The organism is Oceanisphaera psychrotolerans (assembly GCF_001870485.1).
Lineage (GTDB): Bacteria > Pseudomonadota > Gammaproteobacteria > Enterobacterales > Aeromonadaceae > Oceanimonas > Oceanimonas psychrotolerans.
This window is the reverse complement of the sequence record NZ_MDKE01000022.1, coordinates 205,163-221,509: the sequence shown is the minus strand read 5'-3', so window position 1 is coordinate 221,509 and position 16,347 is coordinate 205,163. Positions and strand designations below refer to the sequence as shown.

Below are 16,347 nucleotides of genomic sequence, written 5' to 3'. Positions count from 1 at the left end.
TTCACAGCGAGTCGGCGGAGCGGGCCCTTTGGCCTGCGTACACCGCCTGTTTAACCAGATTGAAATGAGTTTCGGGATCAAGCATGCAACTATTCAGGCAACTGGCCTGGTTTTTCAGGGCCCACTGGCGCACCTACAGCCTGGCGCTGATCATGCTCGCCACCGTGTCGGCGATGAACATGACCATTCCCTACCTGATCGGCCTCACCGTCGATCAGCTGGTCGCCTCCGCCGATGGTGAAGCCGAGGGCCGGCTGCTGTTGCTGATCCTGGGGCTGGGTCTGGCGGTATACGGCCTGCGTCTGGGCTGGCGCCGGGTGCTGTTCGGCACCTCCTACCGGCTGGGCAACCTGCTGCGCCGCCGTTTCTTCGAGCGGCTCACCCGGCAGGGCCAGGCCTTTTACAGCCACCACAACACCGGTGACCTGATGGCCCGCGCCACCAACGATATCGACGCCATCGAAGTCGCCGCCGGTGAAGGGGTCTTGTCCGGCTTCGATGGCCTGCTGACCCTGCTGCTGGTGCTGATCATCATGTTCGGCCTCATCGACTGGCGGCTGGCGCTGGTCGCGCTGCTGCCCTTTCCGCTGATGGGACTGGCGTTTTACCGCATCTCCAACCGTATCCACCATCATTTCGGGGCGGCGCTGGAACAGTTCTCGGTGCTCAACGACAAGGCCCAGGAAGCCATTGCCGGCATACGACTGGTCAAGTCCATGGGCCGGGAAACCATCGAGAGCCGTCAGTTCGGTGCCATTGCCGAGGCGGCCACGCTGCGCAACTATCAGGTGGCCCGGGCCGAGGCCCTCTACGAGCCGGTGGTGTTCCTGTCCATGTCTGCCGCCCTGCTGCTGACCCTGGGCTTTGGCGCCTGGCTTATCTGGCACCAACAGCTCAGCGTGGGCCAGCTCACCAGCTTCACCCTGTACCTGGCCCAGCTGATCTGGCCAATGTTCGCCTTCGGCTGGCTGCTCAACATCGTCGAACGCGGCAGCGCCGCCCTGACCCGGGTCCAAGACCTGCTGGCCATCCCCGACAGCGTTCCCGATCTCGGCACCCGTGAACCGCAAGGCGCCGATCTCCGGGTCGAGCAACTGGATTTCCGCTACCCCGACAGCCGGCAACCGGCGCTGCAACATGTCTCGCTGACGCTGGCACCGGGCCAGGTGCTGGGCATCGCCGGCCCCACCGGCGCCGGCAAGAGCACCCTGCTGCAGTTGCTGATGCGCTACTGGGAGGCCGACAGCGGACAGATCACCCTGGGCGCCGTGCCCCTGGCCGAGTACCGGCTCGACGCCCTGCGCCGCCAGTTTGCCTATGTGCCGCAAGACGCCTTTCTGTTCAGTGCCGGCATTGCCGACAACATCGCCTTCGGCCGGCCCGGCGCCAGCCGGCAAGACATCATGGAGGCGGCCCGCCAGGCCTGTGTGCATGACGACATACTGCGCCTGCCCGGCGGTTATGACGCCCAGGTGGGTGAACGGGGCATGAGCCTGTCCGGCGGCCAGCGCCAGCGACTGGCCATCGCCCGGGCCCTGATAAGTACCGCCCCGGTCCTGATCCTGGACGATGCGCTGTCGGCGGTGGACGTAGATACCGAACAACGCATACTGCAGCAGTTGCGCCGCCGCCAGGGCCAGAGCTGCATCATCGTCAGCCACCGGTTGTCGGCGCTGGAACATGCGGACCGGACTCTGGTGCTCCAGCACGGCCATATACAGCAGTCGGGCCACCACACCGAACTGGTTAAACAGGATGGCTGGTACAGCCGGATGTGGACCTATCAACAACTGGAGGCCCGTCTCGATGACGCCTGAACCTGCACCGGCCGAGCACGCCCAGACCGAAGCTTCCTGGGCCAAACACTCCCAACCACAGGGCAAGGGCACCTTCGGCCTGCTGCTGGACTATGTCTATCGGGACAAGCCGTTGCTGGTAAAAACCCTGCTGCTGTTGCTGCTGGCCACCGCCGCCGATGTGGCGGGCCCGCTGCTGGCCAAGGTGTTTATCGACGACTACCTGCTGGCCGGATTCCTGCCGCCATGGCCGGTAGCCGGGCTGGCCCTGGCCTATATCGGAACCCAGCTGGCCGCCGCCTGGCTCAGATACCAGCAGACCCTGCGTTTCACCGACATGGCACTGGCCGCGGTGCTGGATATTCGCCAGCAGGTATTCACCCACGTACAGCGCCTGCCGATGACCTTCTTCGACCGGGCCATGACCGGCCAGCTGGTCAGCCGGATCACCAACGACACCGAAGCCATCAAGGATCTCTATGTCCAGTTTCTGTCGGTGGTGCTGACCAATGTGGTGCTGCTGGTCGGCATCATCATTGCCATGGCGTTACTGAACGTGCAACTGATGCTGGTGGCGCTGTTGCTGCTGCCGGCCGTCATGGGAATGATCTACCTGTACCAGAAGCTGAGTGGCCGGGCGGTGGCCGACAGTCGCCAGTTGCGCTCCGACATCAACGCCACCCTCGGCGAATCCATTGCCGGCATGACGGTATTGCAGGCCTGTGGCCTGCAACAGCACTCCGCCGAACGCTTCGAGCAACTCAACCGGCGCTACTACCGGGCCCGCATGCGTACCATCAACATCGGAGCCGCGCTGCTGCGGCCCGCCATCGATCTGCTGAGCGTGCTGGTGTTGTTCGGTATCCTCAAGGTGTTCGGCTGGCAACTGGTCAACGGGGTGGCGGAAATCGGTGTGCTCTATGCCTTTCTCAACTTCATGGGCCGCTTTACCGAACCGCTGGCCGAAATCACCCAGCGCTTCAACCTCTACCAGCAGGCGATGGTGGCGGGAGACCGGGTCTACCAGCTGATGCAACAGCCGCAACAACACTACGGCAATACCGGCAACACCATTGCCCATGGCGCGCTGGCTTTTGAGCGGGTCGACTTCGGCTACCGCGCCGGCCAGCCGGTGTTCGAGCAACTGGATCTCGATATTCCCGCCGGCGCCTTTATCGGCGTGGTGGGTCACACCGGCAGCGGCAAGAGCACGCTGCTGAACCTGCTGCTCGGCTTCTACCCGGTGGATGGCGGCCGGATCACCGTCGATGGTCAGCCCCTGACCGGCTACCGGCAGCAGGCGCTGCGTCAGGGCATCGGCCTGGTGCCCCAGGAGCCCTTTATTCTGGCGGGCAGCATTTATGACAATATCGACATGGGCCGCAAGCTGCCCCGGGAGCAGATAGAAAATGCCGCCCGGCAGGCCCATCTGCTGGAGACCATCAACGCCCTGGAGCACGGCTTCGACACCCGCCTCGGCGAGCGCGGCAGCCGGCTGTCCACCGGCCAGCGCCAGCAACTGGTGATTGCCCGGGCCCTGGCCGCCGCTCCCCGCATACTGCTGCTGGACGAAGCCACCGCCAACGTCGACAGCGAAACCGAACAGGTGGTGCAACAGGCGCTGAAGGCCCTGCACGGCAAGGTCACCCTGATCGTGGTCGCCCACCGGTTATCGACCATCAGCGAGGCCGACCGTATTCTGGTGATGGCCCACGGCGAACTGGTAGAGTCCGGCAGTCACCGCCAGCTGATGGCCCTGCCCGAGGGCCGCTACCAGGCCATGTACCGGCTGCAGCAGCAGGCCCGTCGGGTCGCCCTGGCCGAGCAGCCGGACCGGTAGCATTGACGACCCCTCTCAAGTCTCATCACACAAATAATTTTGCGCGAACCGCCCCCGCAGCAAGCCGCCAAGCTACGCTCTTAGTATAAGAAGCCCTGCTACCACACATGGCGACAAGGGGTCATTTATGGGTATGGTACCTGAAGTTGAACACGCCTCGTTGCACGAAACCCGGCAGGAACCCCGGCTCGTTCGGCGGCGCTGGCGGTGGTTATGGTGGGCGCTGCTGGGACTGTTGCTGCTCGCCTCGGCCGTGCTGCTGTCGTTTGAAATGCGAACCTCCTGGCTGCAGTCCCGGGAGCTTTCCCGCTATGCCCGGACCCTGAGCTATTCGCTTGAACCCGGCCCCAGTTCGGCCATCCACTACCCCGACCGAGGCCCCTTCGATCAACGCCTGGGCTACACCCGGCTGCCGGAATTTCTGATCCCGCTGCAGCAACAGCAGTTCGTGATCGAACAGCAAGTGCAGTTTTCTCCGGCGCTGCAGCAATACAGCCACCATGGCCTGTATTTGCCCTATCAGGAAAAATCCCAGGCCGGACTCTTCATCGGCGACTGCCGGGACGAGCCTATCTACCGCTACCGTTATCCGCAACGTCATTATTCCGACTTTGCCAGCATAGCGCCGCTGGTGGTCGGCACCCTGCTGTTTATCGAAAACCGGGACCTGCTCAGTCAGGCTCAGCCCCAGGCCAATCCGGCGGTAGACTGGCCGCGCTTTACCAAGGCGGCGCTGTCACAACTGGGCCGGGCACTGGAGATACGGGACGACTCGGCCGGCGGCAGCACCCTCGCCACCCAGATAGAAAAATATCGCCATTCACCGGGTGGGCGAACCCACTCCATCCAGGAAAAGCTGCGGCAGATGATCTCCGCCAGCATACGCGCCTATCAGCAAGGGCCCGATACCCTGGCCGCCCGTCAGGGTGTTGCCCTGGCCTACCTCAACTCGGTGCCGCTGGCCGCCGCCCCGGGCCACGGTGAAATTCACGGCCTGGGCGACGGGTTGTGGATCTGGTTCGGGGCCGAGCTGGAGCAGGTCAACCGCCTGCTGGACCCCGCCCAGCCGTCGCCCGGGTCGCTGGCCGAACAGGGGCTGGCCCTGCGGCAGGTGATGGCGCTGATGATTGCCCAGCGCCGCCCGTCCTACTACCTGTACCGGGGACGGGATGACCTGCACACCCTGACCGACAGCTATCTGCGGCTGCAGACCCAGGCGGGGATAATCAGCCCTGCGTTGCGGGATGCCGCCCTGGCACAACGACTGCAGTTCCGTCACTTTGGCGAAGCGCCGGTCACCCAGTTTGTGGAAAACAGCAAGACGCTGCAGGTGACCCGGGGCCGTCTGGCCAATCTGCTGGGCACCTCCTTCTATGAGCTGGACCGGCTCGACCTGTCGGCCCGCACCACCCTCAACGCCGAGCTGCAGCAACAAGTCACCCACTACCTGCACCGGCTGGCCGATCCGCAGGTGGCCGGAGAGATCGGACTCTACGGTGAGCGCCTGCTGTCACCGGAAAAAACCGCCGAGGTCCGTTACAGCTTTACCCTGTTCGAACGGGGCGACGAGAGTTTTGATGTCCGGGTGCAAACCGACAATACCCAGCAGCCGTTCGACATCAACGAAGGCAGCAAGCTGGAGCTGGGCTCTACCGCCAAACTGCGGGTGCTGGCGACCTATCTGGAAATCATCGCCGAACTGCATCAGCGTTACGCCGGCAAGTCGCCGGACAGCCTGCGCCAGCTGCGCCCCGAGTCACAGGATATACTCAGTCGCTGGGCCATCGGCTACCTGCTCAGCCACCCGGACCACGCCCTGCCGACGATGTTGACCGCCGCTCTGGAACGCCCCTATTCCGCCAATCCCGGAGAACGTTTCTTTACCGGTGGCGGCCTGCACAGCTTCAACAACTTCCGCCGCCAGGACAACCATCGCAACCCGCAGTTGATAGAAGCCTTGCGCGAGTCCATCAACCTGCCCTTCATCCGGCTGCTGCGCGACATCATGCGCTACAGCCTGTATCAGAGCGAAGACCGCGCCCAGTTGCTGACCGACGACAAGGATCCCCGGCGGCAGGAGTACCTGAGCCGTTTCGCCGACCAGGAAGGCCGGGTCTTTCTGCTGAGGTTCTGGCGCAAGTATCAGGGCAAAACCACGACACAACGGCTGGACAGCTTCTTCGATGGCTTGCGCCCCACCCCGGTACGGCTGGCGGCAGTGCATCGCTATCTGCTGCCCGAGGCCGACCCGCAGGAATTTGCCGCCTTTCTGCACCGGCGGCTGCCTGCGGAACGACTGAGCGAGAAGCGGCTCGATGAGCTGTACCACCGTTATGGCCCCGGCGCCTACAGCCTGCCGGATCAGGCTACATCGCCCGGGTGCATCCGCTGGAGTTGTGGCTGCTCGGTTACCTGCAACGCTATCCCGAGGCCCGCTTTGCCGATGCCTCGGGGGCCAGCCAGGATGAACGTCAGGAGGTCTACGGCTGGCTGTTCAAGACCCGCCATCGCAGCGCCCGTGACAGCCGGATGCGCACCATGCTGGAGGTGGAAGCCTTCAGCGATATCCATCAACGCTGGCAACGGCTGGGCTTTCCCTTCGACCACCTGGTGCCGTCTCTGGCCACCGCCATCGGCAGCTCCGGCGACAAACCGGCCGCCCTGGCGGAGCTGGTGGGCATCATCCTGAACGAGGGCGTGCGGTTGCCCACGGTACGCATCGACCGGCTGCACTTTGCCGCCGACACCCCCTATGAAACCCGCCTCGGTCGCAACCCGCAACTGGCTCAACGGGTCATGGCCAAAGAGGTCGCCGCGGTTCTGCGCGACGCCCTGTCACAGGTGGTGGAAGGGGGAACCGCGCGTCGCCTGCAGGGCAGCTTCAGCCTGGAAGACGGCACGCCGCTGACCCTGGGTGGCAAGACCGGCACCGGTGACAACCGTATCGAAACCGTGACCCGCTACGGCCATGTGATCAAGTCGGAGGCCCGCAACCGCACCGCCACCTTCGTGTTCTTTATCGGCGAGCGCCATTTCGGCACCCTCACCGCCTATGTGCCGGGGCAGGAGTCGGATCAGTTCACCTTTACCTCGGCGCTGCCGGTGCAGGTGCTCAAGGGCATGGAACCGATACTGCGCCCCTACCTGCAACCGGGCAGCCGGAGTCGCTGCCAGCAGCAACTGGCCGGGGCACCCGCCGACCCGGCGGCCCGAGGCTGAGAAAGCCATCGCCAACGGTCACCTCGCCCGAAGGCTCATGACACCGACCTCTTGCCCGCCCGGTGGCGGGTCCAAGGCCGTGGCGCATGGCTATTCCAGCCGCTCCAGCTCCACTCTGGCCACCCCCTGGCGGATCATGTTGAGTTCCCGAGCCGCCTGCTCGGACAAGTCGATGATCCGCCCCCGGGCATAGGGCCCCCGGTCGTTGATGCGCACGATCACCGATTTGCGGTTGTTGAGGTTGGTCACCCGCACCCGGGTACCGAACGGCAGGGTACGATGCGCCGCGGTCAGCGCATCCTTGTTGAAACGTTCGCCACTGGCGGTTTTGCGGCCATGGTGACGCGCACCATAGTAGGACGCCATGCCTTGCACGGTGACGTTCGGCGCGGCGGGTGCAACGGGCGGCACCGGATCACTGCTGCAGGACTGCACCAGCAGCACTACCGGCAGCCACCACAGCCAGCGTAAGGGAAAGGTCATCGGGTCAGCCTCTTGTGTCGTCAATCTGTATTGACTATTGCTGCTCCAGCCAGGCGACCAGGGCGATGGCCTCGGCCAGGGTGCGCACCGTCAGTTTACTGGTGCAGCAGACTCCCAGACTGGCGGCATACTCCCTGAGCCCGGCATTGAGCTCGAGCAGCGATACTAACTGCGGTTGGGGCTGACAGTACAGCTCGTCACCGGTTTGCTGCGACAGAAGGTGCGCCTGACCCGAGCTGTCGAGCAACCGGTCACCGTCCCGGGGCCGGTGCTCGGCCACCTCCTCCGCGCTCGCCACCCAGGCATAACCCTGCCCGTCGGCAAACTCGATAATGGCCGGCCAGTGAATCATCTCGGCTTACTCCTGTATTCAATATGAGAGGGTACGCCGGCCGAACCGGCGCACCCCGTTACCACCCCGGGCTGAAAAACTGACTGTCGGCGTGGACTTCTGTTTCGTCGTTACCGGCCACAAAACGGAGCGGCTGCATGCTGCCCGACAGCAAATAGGGATCCGCGGCCAGGCTGATGGACAGGTTGACGATGTCTCCGGCCGGTACCACCACCTCGTCCGCGCCCACCCAGCTCGCGACCTCCATGCCTTCCACCCGCACCCGATAGTGCCGGGGCTGCTGGGTCCGGTTCGACAGCTTGAGCATGTAGGTGTTCTCCACCCAGCCTTCCGGCGTTTCCCGAAACAGCTGATTGCGATCCCGCTGCACGTCCAGCGCCATCGGCACCCGGTTGACCGCGGCATGGACCAGCGCCGCCAGCATCAGCACCATCATCAGGCCATAACCTGCCAGCTTGGGTCGCCAGAGCCGGGTCTTGCCGCCGGCCAGCTGACGCTCGCTGGCATAGCGGATCAGGCCGGTCGCATAGCCCATCTGGTTCATGGTCTGGTCACAGGCATCGGCGCAGGCACCGCAGTTGAGGCATTCATACTGCAAACCGTCACGAATATCGATACCGGTGGGGCATACCTGCACACACAGATTGCAGTCGATGCAGTCCCCCAGCCCCAACGCCGTTACATCGGCCTTGCGCGAGCGAGGGCCGCGCCGTTCACCCCGTTTGGCATCATAACCGACGCTGTAGGTATCCTGATCGAACATCGCCGACTGAAAGCGGGAATAGGGGCACATGTGGGTGCACATGATGGCCCGCATCCAGCCCGCGTTGAGATAGGTACACAGGGCGAAGAACCCCACCCAGAAGGTGGGCAGTAACCCGGCAGACCACTGCAGCAAGCCGCCAGCCAGTTCGGCGGCCGGCACGAAATAGGCGATGAAGGTAAAGCCGCTCAGCAGGGAGATCAGCAGCCAGATCAGGTGCTTGCCGCCCTTGCGCGCCACCTTGTTCAGGCTCCAGCGGGCCTTGTCCAGCTGGCGACGTTTGTTGGCACTGCCTTCCAGCTTTTCTTCTACCCAGATGAACCAGAAGGTCCACACCGTCTGCGGGCAGAGATAGCCGCACCATACCCGCCCCAGAAAGGCGGTGATAAAGAACAGGCCAAAGGCGGCCACCATCAGCAACAGCGCCAGCAGGGTCAGCTCCTGCGGCCAGATGGTCACGCCGAACAGATGAAAGCGCTGCTGATCCAGATCCAGCAGCAGCGCCTGTTGTCCGTTCCAGCGCAGCCAGGGGCCCATCAGAAACAGCAGCATCAGCACCCAGCCGATCGACTGGCGCAAACGCTGCCAGCGCCCGCGCTGGGCTCGCACATAGACATGACCCTGACTGATGGGCCGGGGATCGGTACAGACCTTGACGTCAATCCGGGAAGCGTGGTTTTCCATAGGGCTCACATTGCTTGTTAGGGGAAAGGCAGGCCGATGCCGGCCGGCATCGGCGGTTACGACCGGCGCAGTAAAACACGGCCGGTCACCCCACAACATGCACAGTTGCCACCGAATAAGGCATAACAGTGCCCATCGGCGAACTTTTCCCTATAACAGTATCGGGCAACAGGGCCGGACAACAGGGCCAACGGTGTCAGGCGCCCGGCCCCTCGGCGATCAGTTCACCGACCAGCTCGGCCAGCCGGTTAATCGCCGCCTCGCTGCGCGGATCCCAGGGCCGCGAGGTGTTGAGCCGAAAACAGTGCCGGTACTGCTCGCCGGCGGCGAACATGCGGCCGGGCGCGATGGTGATGCCCTCCTCCAGCGCCCGCCAGTACAGCCGGGTGGCGCAGCAGTGCGTCGGCAGCTCCAGCCACAGAAAATAGCTGCCGTCGGCGTAATAGACCCGCACCACATCGGGAAAGGCCCGCAGAATGGCCCGATGAAAGATGTGCTTGCGTTGCTCCAGGGTGCGTCGCAGGCTGTGCAGGTGCTTGTCATAACGCTGGGACGACAAATAGTCGGCCAGGGCCAGCTGCATGGGGGCACTGGTGGAGAGGGTGCTCATCAGCTGCAGGCGCTGAATGACCCCGGCCTGCTGCCCCGCCGCCACCCAGCCAATCCGGAAGCCGGTGGCCAGGTCTTGGAGAAGGAACCGCAGTGCAACACCCGCCCTTCCCGATCCCAGGCCTTGACCGGCAACGGCGGCGCCAGCCCGGCATACAACTCGCCATACACATCGTCTTCGACCAGACCGACCCCGTGTTCGGCCAGCAGCGCCAGCAACCGTTGCTTGCTGGCCGCCGGCATGCTGCCGCCCAGCGGGTTCTGAGCATGGCTCATCAGCCAGCAGGCCTTGATCGGGTATTGCCGCAGGGCCTGAGCCAGGGCGTCCAGATCCATGCCCTGCTGCGGGTCCGTGGCCACCGCCACCGCCTTGAGCTGATGCCGCTCTATGGCCTGCAGGGCACCGTAAAAAGCCGGCGATTCCACCACCACCCAGTCTCCGGGGCGAGTCAGGGATTGCAGGCCGAGATTGAGGGCTTCCAGCGCGCCCGAGGTGATCACGATTTCGTCGGGCGAAACCTCCATGCCCCGGGCGGCGTAACGCTGGGCGATGCTGCGGCGCAGATCGGCACAACCGGGCGGCAGGGTCACGCCGCTCCCCTGCGAGGGCATCTGCCGGGCCACCTTGATCAGGGAGCGGGACAGCTGATGCTGGGGAAACAGCGAGGCATCGGGAAAGGCGGAGCCCAGGGCCACGCAACCGGGATCGTTGCCGGCCTGCAGCACGCTGAAGATGAAGGCGTTGATATCCACCGTTTCCGATGGCAGCAATGGTGGGGGAGATGATGAATAACGGGGGGTCACCCGGGCGGGGGCGACAAAATAGCCGGACTGGGGCCGGGAGCGGATCCAGCCCTGGCTTTCGAGCAACTGATAGGCGCTGAGCACCGTCATCAGACTCAGCCCCGAACGCCGCACCGTGTCGCGCAGCGAGGGCAATTTGTCGCCCTCCTGCCAGACGCCGGTGCGGATCTGTTCACGCAGCTGTTGTGCCAGCTGCTCGTAACGGGTCATGACCGCGGGTATTTACCCCTTGGGCAACAGGCAGTTTTCGCCTTCCAGCTGGCTGATGGCCTGACCCAGCTCCAGCGACTTGCGAATGTCGGTAATTTCCTGCTGGTGGGTGCGACGCAGTTGCTTGCGCAGCTTGCCCATCACGAAACGGCGAATTTCTTCTTCGTCTTCCAGCTGCAGGCCGGCCACCTGGCAGGGCTTGCGGGTCTGTTCGTCCAGCGCCACCATGGTGAAGTAAGAGGTATTGGTATGCTTGACGATGCCCTGTTTGAAGTCTTCGGACACCACCTTGATGCCCACTTCCATCGAGCTTTTGCCCACGTAGTTGACTGACGCATACAGGGTCAGCAAATCGCCCACTTCCACCGGATTAACGAAGTCAACAGAGTCCACCGAGGCCGTAACACAATACCCCTTGGCATGGGTAGCCGCGCAGGTATAGGCGATTTTATCCATCAGCGACAAAATAATGCCACCGTGGACCTTGCCACCGAAATTGGCATAGGAAGGCACCATCAGTTCCTTGAGGATCACCTGCGACGACTTGACCGTTCTGAATACCGCTTCGCTCATTACTTCACCTGAATATTATTTTTACTGAATAGTTGTCATTTTATCATCCTGGCACCGGGCCGAATGAAGGGGGCTAAGGATGTATGAGCCGCCCGCCGCCGTAAACCGTTCCGTAGCAGAAAATGCCGACTTTTTTGAAGTTTGAGGCACAGGTCATCCGACCGAGGCTCGTATCGGCCCCGGGTGTAAGGTATTATTTACACCCCGATTTGGTTCAAGACATTGCCATGCGCTTAAAAGTGACCTGTGAAGACCGCCTGGGCCTGACCCGGGAGCTGCTCGACATCCTGGTGGAGCACCAGATCGATCTGCGCGGTATCGAGATCGATATCAGCGGCATCATCTACCTCAACTTCCCTACCCTCGACTTTGCCGCCCTGCAGCACCTGATGCCGGCCATCCGTCGCATTCCCGGGGTATTCGACGTCAAAACCATCGCCTGCATGCCGTCGGAGCAGGAACATAACGCCACCATGGCGCTGCTCAAGGTGCTGCCCGATGCGGTGGTGGCGGTGGACACCCGGGGCCAGATCACCCTGGCCAACGACGCGGCCTGTGCCCTGCTCGACCAGAGCTCGCAACAGCTGGTGCAGCAACCCCTGGGCCCGCTGCTGAAGGGCGTGCATGTCGGTCGCTGGCTGGAACAGGCATCCCCCCAGCCACTGAGTGAAAAAGTCACCCTGGACGGCGAACCCTACCTGGCTGACTTTCTGCCGATATGGGTCACGGAAGAGTCCGGCGACCAGAGCCTGGCCGGCGCCGTGGTGGTATTCAAGTCCGCCTATCGCATCGGCCAGCACTTCAAGGTGATGCGCAGCCGCGACAGCGGCCACTTCGACGGCTTTATCGCCCAGAGTCCGGCGATGGAAAAGCTGATCCGTGAAGCCCGCCGGCTCGCCACCCTGGATGCCCCCCTGCTGATTCAGGGCGAAACCGGCACCGGCAAGGAGCTGCTGGCCCGCGCCTGCCATCAGGCCAGCCTGCGCGGTGAAGGCCCCTTCATCCTGCTCAACTGCGCCGCCATTCCCGACGAGGCCGCCGAAAACGAGCTGTTCGGCTATGCCCCCGGCGCCTTCGGCAACAACACCCAGGGCAAACGCGGGGTGCTGGACCAGGCCAATGGCGGCACCCTGGCCCTCGATGAAATCGGCGAGATGTCACCACTGATGCAAATGAAACTGCTGCGCGTGCTGCAGGACGGCGTGTTCCGCCGCCTCGGTGACGAGCAGGAGGTCAAGGTGGATATCCGGGTCATTTGCACCACCCAGCAGGATCTGGCCAGGCTGGTGCAGGGCGGTCTGTTCCGCCAGGATCTGTTCTACCGGCTCAACGTGCTCAACCTGCGCATACCGCCGCTGCGTGAACGGCAGAAAGACATACTGCCCCTGGCCCAGCACTTCTGCGTCCGCTTCGCCGCCGAACTGGAACGACCCCGCCCGCGGCTGTCGCGCGCCCTGAGCGACTACCTGCAGCATTACCCCTGGCCGGGCAACGTACGCCAGCTGCGCCACAGCCTGTACCGGGCCATCAGCCTGCTGGAAGGGGACGAGCTGAGCCTGGCCGAGCTGGCCCTGCCGGAGCAGAGCAGCCTGCAAGGGCTGGACACCTTGTGCGAAGGCTCGCTGGACGAGGCGATGAAGGGCTTCGAGCGGCTGCTGTTGGAACGGCTCTACCCGGAGTATCCTTCCACCCGGCAACTGGCCAAACGGCTCGATATTTCCCACACCGCCATCGCCAACAAGCTCAAGGACTACGGCATCGGCAAGCACAAGAAGTAACGCCCGCCCCGCTCAGCGCCGGCAGCCGCCGGCGCCGAGCGGAGCCTGCAGCCAGCGCGAGAGGCCGACGGCGCCGCTCTGCATCATGGCGTCGTGGCTCCAGACAAACAGCGGTCGGGCCAGAGGCGCACTCAGGTTCATCCAGGGTTGGGTGGTGCGCACCCGCCACCGGTAGCGCACCAGGGTCCCCCCCGCCGCCTCGGTCAATTGCCAGCACCCCCAGCCTTCCACATCGCCACTGGCCTGCCCCACCATCAACCAGGGCGCATAGAGCCGGATCACCCGGATATCGAACCGCAGCGGATACCCCAGGGGGCTCTGCCAGTGGTAGCGATACCCCCGGCCAGTGCCCTGCTCGTGATTCCGGTCGTTACTGTGTTCGTTACTCTGGTCGTTGCTACGTTCATTGCATGAGCCCAGCTCTTCTACCCGGCGCAACCCCAGCCACCAGCGTGGCCAGTCCGTCGGCTGGCCGAGGGCCCGATACACCGCCTCTCTCGGGGCCGCTATCTGCCAGCAGCTCATCAGGTCGTAGTTCGTCATCGGCAGGCTCAGGGAGAGAAAAAGTCATCGGGAAAGGCGGGATCGAGCTCAATCTGCTCCAGCCAGACGGTTTCCAGCCGGTTGCCTCTGTCGTCGCTGCCGATCACCTTGAGCGGAAACAGCCATTGCCGGTCGAGCCACAACTCGTAGCGCGTGACTTCACCCGGCCCGGCCGGCCCCCGCACCACCAGACGCCAGGCCGCTCGTCCCGCCATTTGCGCCTCGTGCCTTACCAGGGTCTGGCCTTGTTGCTGCATCTCCAATACCGTCCGCAACAGCACCCCCACATCGGACTTGTCTACCCGATGGCCATGGGGGCTGATCACCAGTGAGTGCCCGGGCGGCAGGCTGACCGAAGGCCAGCGCAGGCCGAAGGGCCAGAGCCGGACCCGATGGCTGTCGGGGCGGTAAATCAGCACCGCCCCCGCATGGGGAGACAGCACATCCATGCGCACCAGGCCGGGTTTGCGATAGGCATACAGCAGAAGCTGGTTGCCGCCCGGCCCTTCGCTGCGCAGTTGCAGCCGGTAGCCATCGAGCCGTTCGAACTGCACCAAGGCTTCTTTCAGCGGATCCGGATGCAGCGGCTCCGGACTGGCCAGCGTCAACGCCATCAGCAACCACAATCCGCTCATCAATCCGCTCCCGGTTCCCCACCCTGTTTTCAGCATAGCAAGGGCACATGATCAGGAATAAGCAGCCACCCTCTTCGGCAACAGGGGCCGGAAGTTACACCTCGCCTCTGGCCCTGCGTGCTTCAACCGCGAGCCGGATACGGGCGCCCATGCTGCGCACCGGATCCGGCGGCACCCAGCTCGGGGCCGAATGCTGGAGGATAAAGTCCAGTTCCGGGCTTTGTTTACCGCAGATCAACTCCGCCATGTAGTGGCCCAGATAAGTGCCTTTCGCCACCCCGACCCCGTTCATGGCGGCCACCACATACAGGCCCGGCGCCTGCTCCTTGAACACGGGTTCATGATTCATCGTCATGCAGATCATGCCGCCCCAGGTGTATTCGAACAGCACATTTGCCAGCCGGGGAAAACGGGCCAGCAAGGATTTGCGATGCTGATCTCTGGCCTTGTCGAGCAGCGCCTGGCTACTGCGAAGCGCCGGCTGAAAGTTCAGGGTATTGCGAATAAAGACTCGCTTGTCGGGCGTCAGCCGTACCGTGGTGCCGGCGGGGTGAGCCGAAGTCAGCCCCCAGGGGGTGACCCCGTCGAACTGGCTGATTTCACTGTCGTCGAGGGGACGGGTCAGGCTGGCATAGGTGAATACCGGCACCAGCTGGTTACGGCAGACCCCAAACTTTTCGGTGAAGGAATTCGTTGCCAGCACCAGGGTGTCGGCACTGAGCCGTGCCTTGGGGGTCTGAACGACCTTGTTGGACAGGTCGACTTCGCGTACCGGGGTATTTTCCAGCAGGGTGACATTATCCGGCAGGGCACTGGCCACGGAAATCGCCAGCGCCGCCGGATTCATCAGGATATTGCCCGGCGTGTACACGGCCCGCTGGTAGTAATGGGTGCCCAGCCTCGTTGCCAGGGCCTCACCATCCAGTATTTCGTATTGCTCCCCTATCGCCTCCAGCGTGTTCACAAAGGCGTTCAGGTTGGCGAAATGCTTTTCTTCGTGTGCGGCGAGGTATTTGCCGGCGGCATGCCAGCACACATCAAGCCCTTGCTGCTCCTGAATGCGTTTCAGCCGCTGGATGGCAAAACAGTTCAAGTCCCGAACCCTGGTGTTCAACTCCACATCGGGCTCGGTTGCATCCAGATTGTGCGGTAAATCGATAATGAAGCCGGCATTGCGACCAGAAGTCCCCTGGCCGACTTCCAGCGCATCAATCACGGCGATACGTGCCTCCGGCCGCAGCTCGGCAAGCCGGCCGGCGGTGGCCAGCCCCGAGAAACCGGCGCCGATGATGATGATGTCGAAATGTTCATTCTGCTCGGCCTGCCGTACCGGCATTGGCCGCTGAAAGGGGACTGACTCGAACCAGCCAAGCTGACCATCCCTGGCGGGCAGATTTTTGATCGGTTGCATCTCGCGACTCCATATAATCAACACGTTATCTTATTCTTACTCTCGGGTTACACAAGTCGGTTTTTGGCATTATCAGCGGGGAAGATGGCCAGCAGACCGAACCGGCATTGTTGAGCAACAACGTCACCAAAACCGGAAGTTCAGGTAGTACAGAGGCCAAAGGGCCAGCTCCGCCGACTCGCCGTAAATCCATCCGTGGAGGCTCAGCCGCGCCATCCGTGGCGCGGATGGTCGGCCGAGCCGCTCCCTTTGCCCTCCCGTCAATTCCGGCGTGGCATTCAGAAAGCCCCCCTTCCGCACCGCAACCCGAATGCGAACATTGAGTCGTTCGCATCAGCTAACGCGGCACCAACAGGCCACTCGGCATTCAGGAAGAGGTAACAGGGATTGCCTCAGCCGAGCGTCACAAGGATGTGCTCGAGCGGGTCGGAGGAGGCAACCCTGTTTCCTCTGATCCACGACTCCCCATGCAACAATGTCCACCGTTGTTTGTATTGCCCAGCTGCGCTGGGCCTGCCGACTGAAGTGGCAGCTACCGGACGATATTAACAGGCAATGCCGGAGTGTAACGGTCAGTAAAAACAAAATCGGCCTGCGCAGTGCGCAGGCCGATGGTTATTTCTCGGGCGAGGCTGTTATGTCAGTCA

General features: G+C 63.3%; 10 protein-coding genes and 2 pseudogenes. 4 read left to right on the top strand and 8 right to left on the bottom strand.

Annotation, left to right across the window (positions count from 1 at the left end):
• Positions 1-83: 83 nt before the first annotated feature.
• The 3 genes and pseudogenes from BFR47_RS09710 (at position 84) to BFR47_RS09700 (ending at position 6,855) form a co-directional block, all read left to right on the top strand.
• Entirely contained in the window at positions 84-1,817 is a 1,734-nt protein-coding gene (locus BFR47_RS09710; RefSeq protein ID WP_071472874.1) for an ABC transporter ATP-binding protein, read from the top strand.
• Positions 1,807-3,636 carry an ABC transporter ATP-binding protein gene (locus BFR47_RS09705; RefSeq protein ID WP_071472873.1) on the top strand — a complete coding sequence of 610 codons (1,830 nt, stop codon included), beginning with the start codon at positions 1,807-1,809 and terminating at the stop codon, positions 3,634-3,636. Before BFR47_RS09710 ends, BFR47_RS09705 begins: the two co-directional genes overlap by 11 nt.
• Before the next feature lie 133 nt (positions 3,637-3,769).
• Positions 3,770-6,855, top strand: a pseudogene (locus BFR47_RS09700) (transglycosylase domain-containing protein).
• A 90-nt stretch (positions 6,856-6,945) separates the two neighbouring features.
• On the opposite strand, the gene BFR47_RS09695 reads toward BFR47_RS09700, so the two are convergent.
• The 5 genes and pseudogenes from BFR47_RS09695 to BFR47_RS09675 form a co-directional block, all read right to left on the bottom strand.
• Positions 6,946-7,338 (bottom strand): septal ring lytic transglycosylase RlpA family protein, encoded by a 393-nt coding sequence (locus tag BFR47_RS09695; RefSeq protein ID WP_071472872.1) that lies wholly within the window; start codon positions 7,336-7,338, stop codon positions 6,946-6,948.
• A 34-nt stretch (positions 7,339-7,372) separates the two neighbouring features.
• Positions 7,373-7,690: a DUF4144 family protein gene (locus BFR47_RS09690; protein WP_071472871.1), complete on the bottom strand. Its 318-nt coding sequence runs from the start codon at positions 7,688-7,690 to the stop codon at positions 7,373-7,375.
• 58 nt (positions 7,691-7,748) lie between these two features.
• Positions 7,749-9,137: a cytochrome c oxidase accessory protein CcoG gene (ccoG, locus tag BFR47_RS09685; protein ID WP_071472870.1), complete on the bottom strand. Its 1,389-nt coding sequence runs from the start codon at positions 9,135-9,137 to the stop codon at positions 7,749-7,751.
• Positions 9,138-9,333: 196 nt separating this feature from the next.
• A pseudogene (locus BFR47_RS09680) lies at positions 9,334-10,760 on the bottom strand (aminotransferase-like domain-containing protein).
• Between the two features lie 12 nt (positions 10,761-10,772).
• The gene (locus tag BFR47_RS09675; protein ID WP_071472869.1) at positions 10,773-11,333 is read right to left on the bottom strand and encodes an acyl-CoA thioesterase; all 561 of its coding nucleotides are present in this window, start codon (positions 11,331-11,333) and stop codon (positions 10,773-10,775) included.
• A 227-nt stretch (positions 11,334-11,560) separates the two neighbouring features.
• Between BFR47_RS09675 and tyrR the strand changes: the two genes are divergently transcribed.
• On the top strand, positions 11,561-13,111 hold the full coding sequence (gene tyrR / locus BFR47_RS09670; RefSeq protein ID WP_071472868.1) for a transcriptional regulator TyrR: 1,551 nt from the start codon (positions 11,561-11,563) through the stop codon (positions 13,109-13,111).
• A gap of 12 nt (positions 13,112-13,123) precedes the next feature.
• On the opposite strand, the gene BFR47_RS09665 is transcribed toward tyrR, so the two are convergent.
• From BFR47_RS09665 to BFR47_RS09655, 3 genes are all read right to left on the bottom strand, one after another.
• Positions 13,124-13,654, bottom strand: a complete 531-nt coding sequence (locus BFR47_RS09665) for an SRPBCC family protein (RefSeq protein ID WP_071472867.1) — start codon at positions 13,652-13,654, stop codon at positions 13,124-13,126.
• An 8-nt stretch (positions 13,655-13,662) separates the two neighbouring features.
• A complete protein-coding gene (locus BFR47_RS09660) occupies positions 13,663-14,289 on the bottom strand; it encodes a LolA family protein (RefSeq protein WP_071472866.1) in 627 nt (208 codons plus the stop codon).
• Positions 14,290-14,383: 94 nt separating this feature from the next.
• Complete coding sequence (locus BFR47_RS09655; protein WP_071472865.1) at positions 14,384-15,700, bottom strand: NAD(P)/FAD-dependent oxidoreductase; 1,317 nt, start codon at positions 15,698-15,700, stop codon at positions 14,384-14,386.
• Positions 15,701-16,347 lie beyond the last annotated feature (647 nt).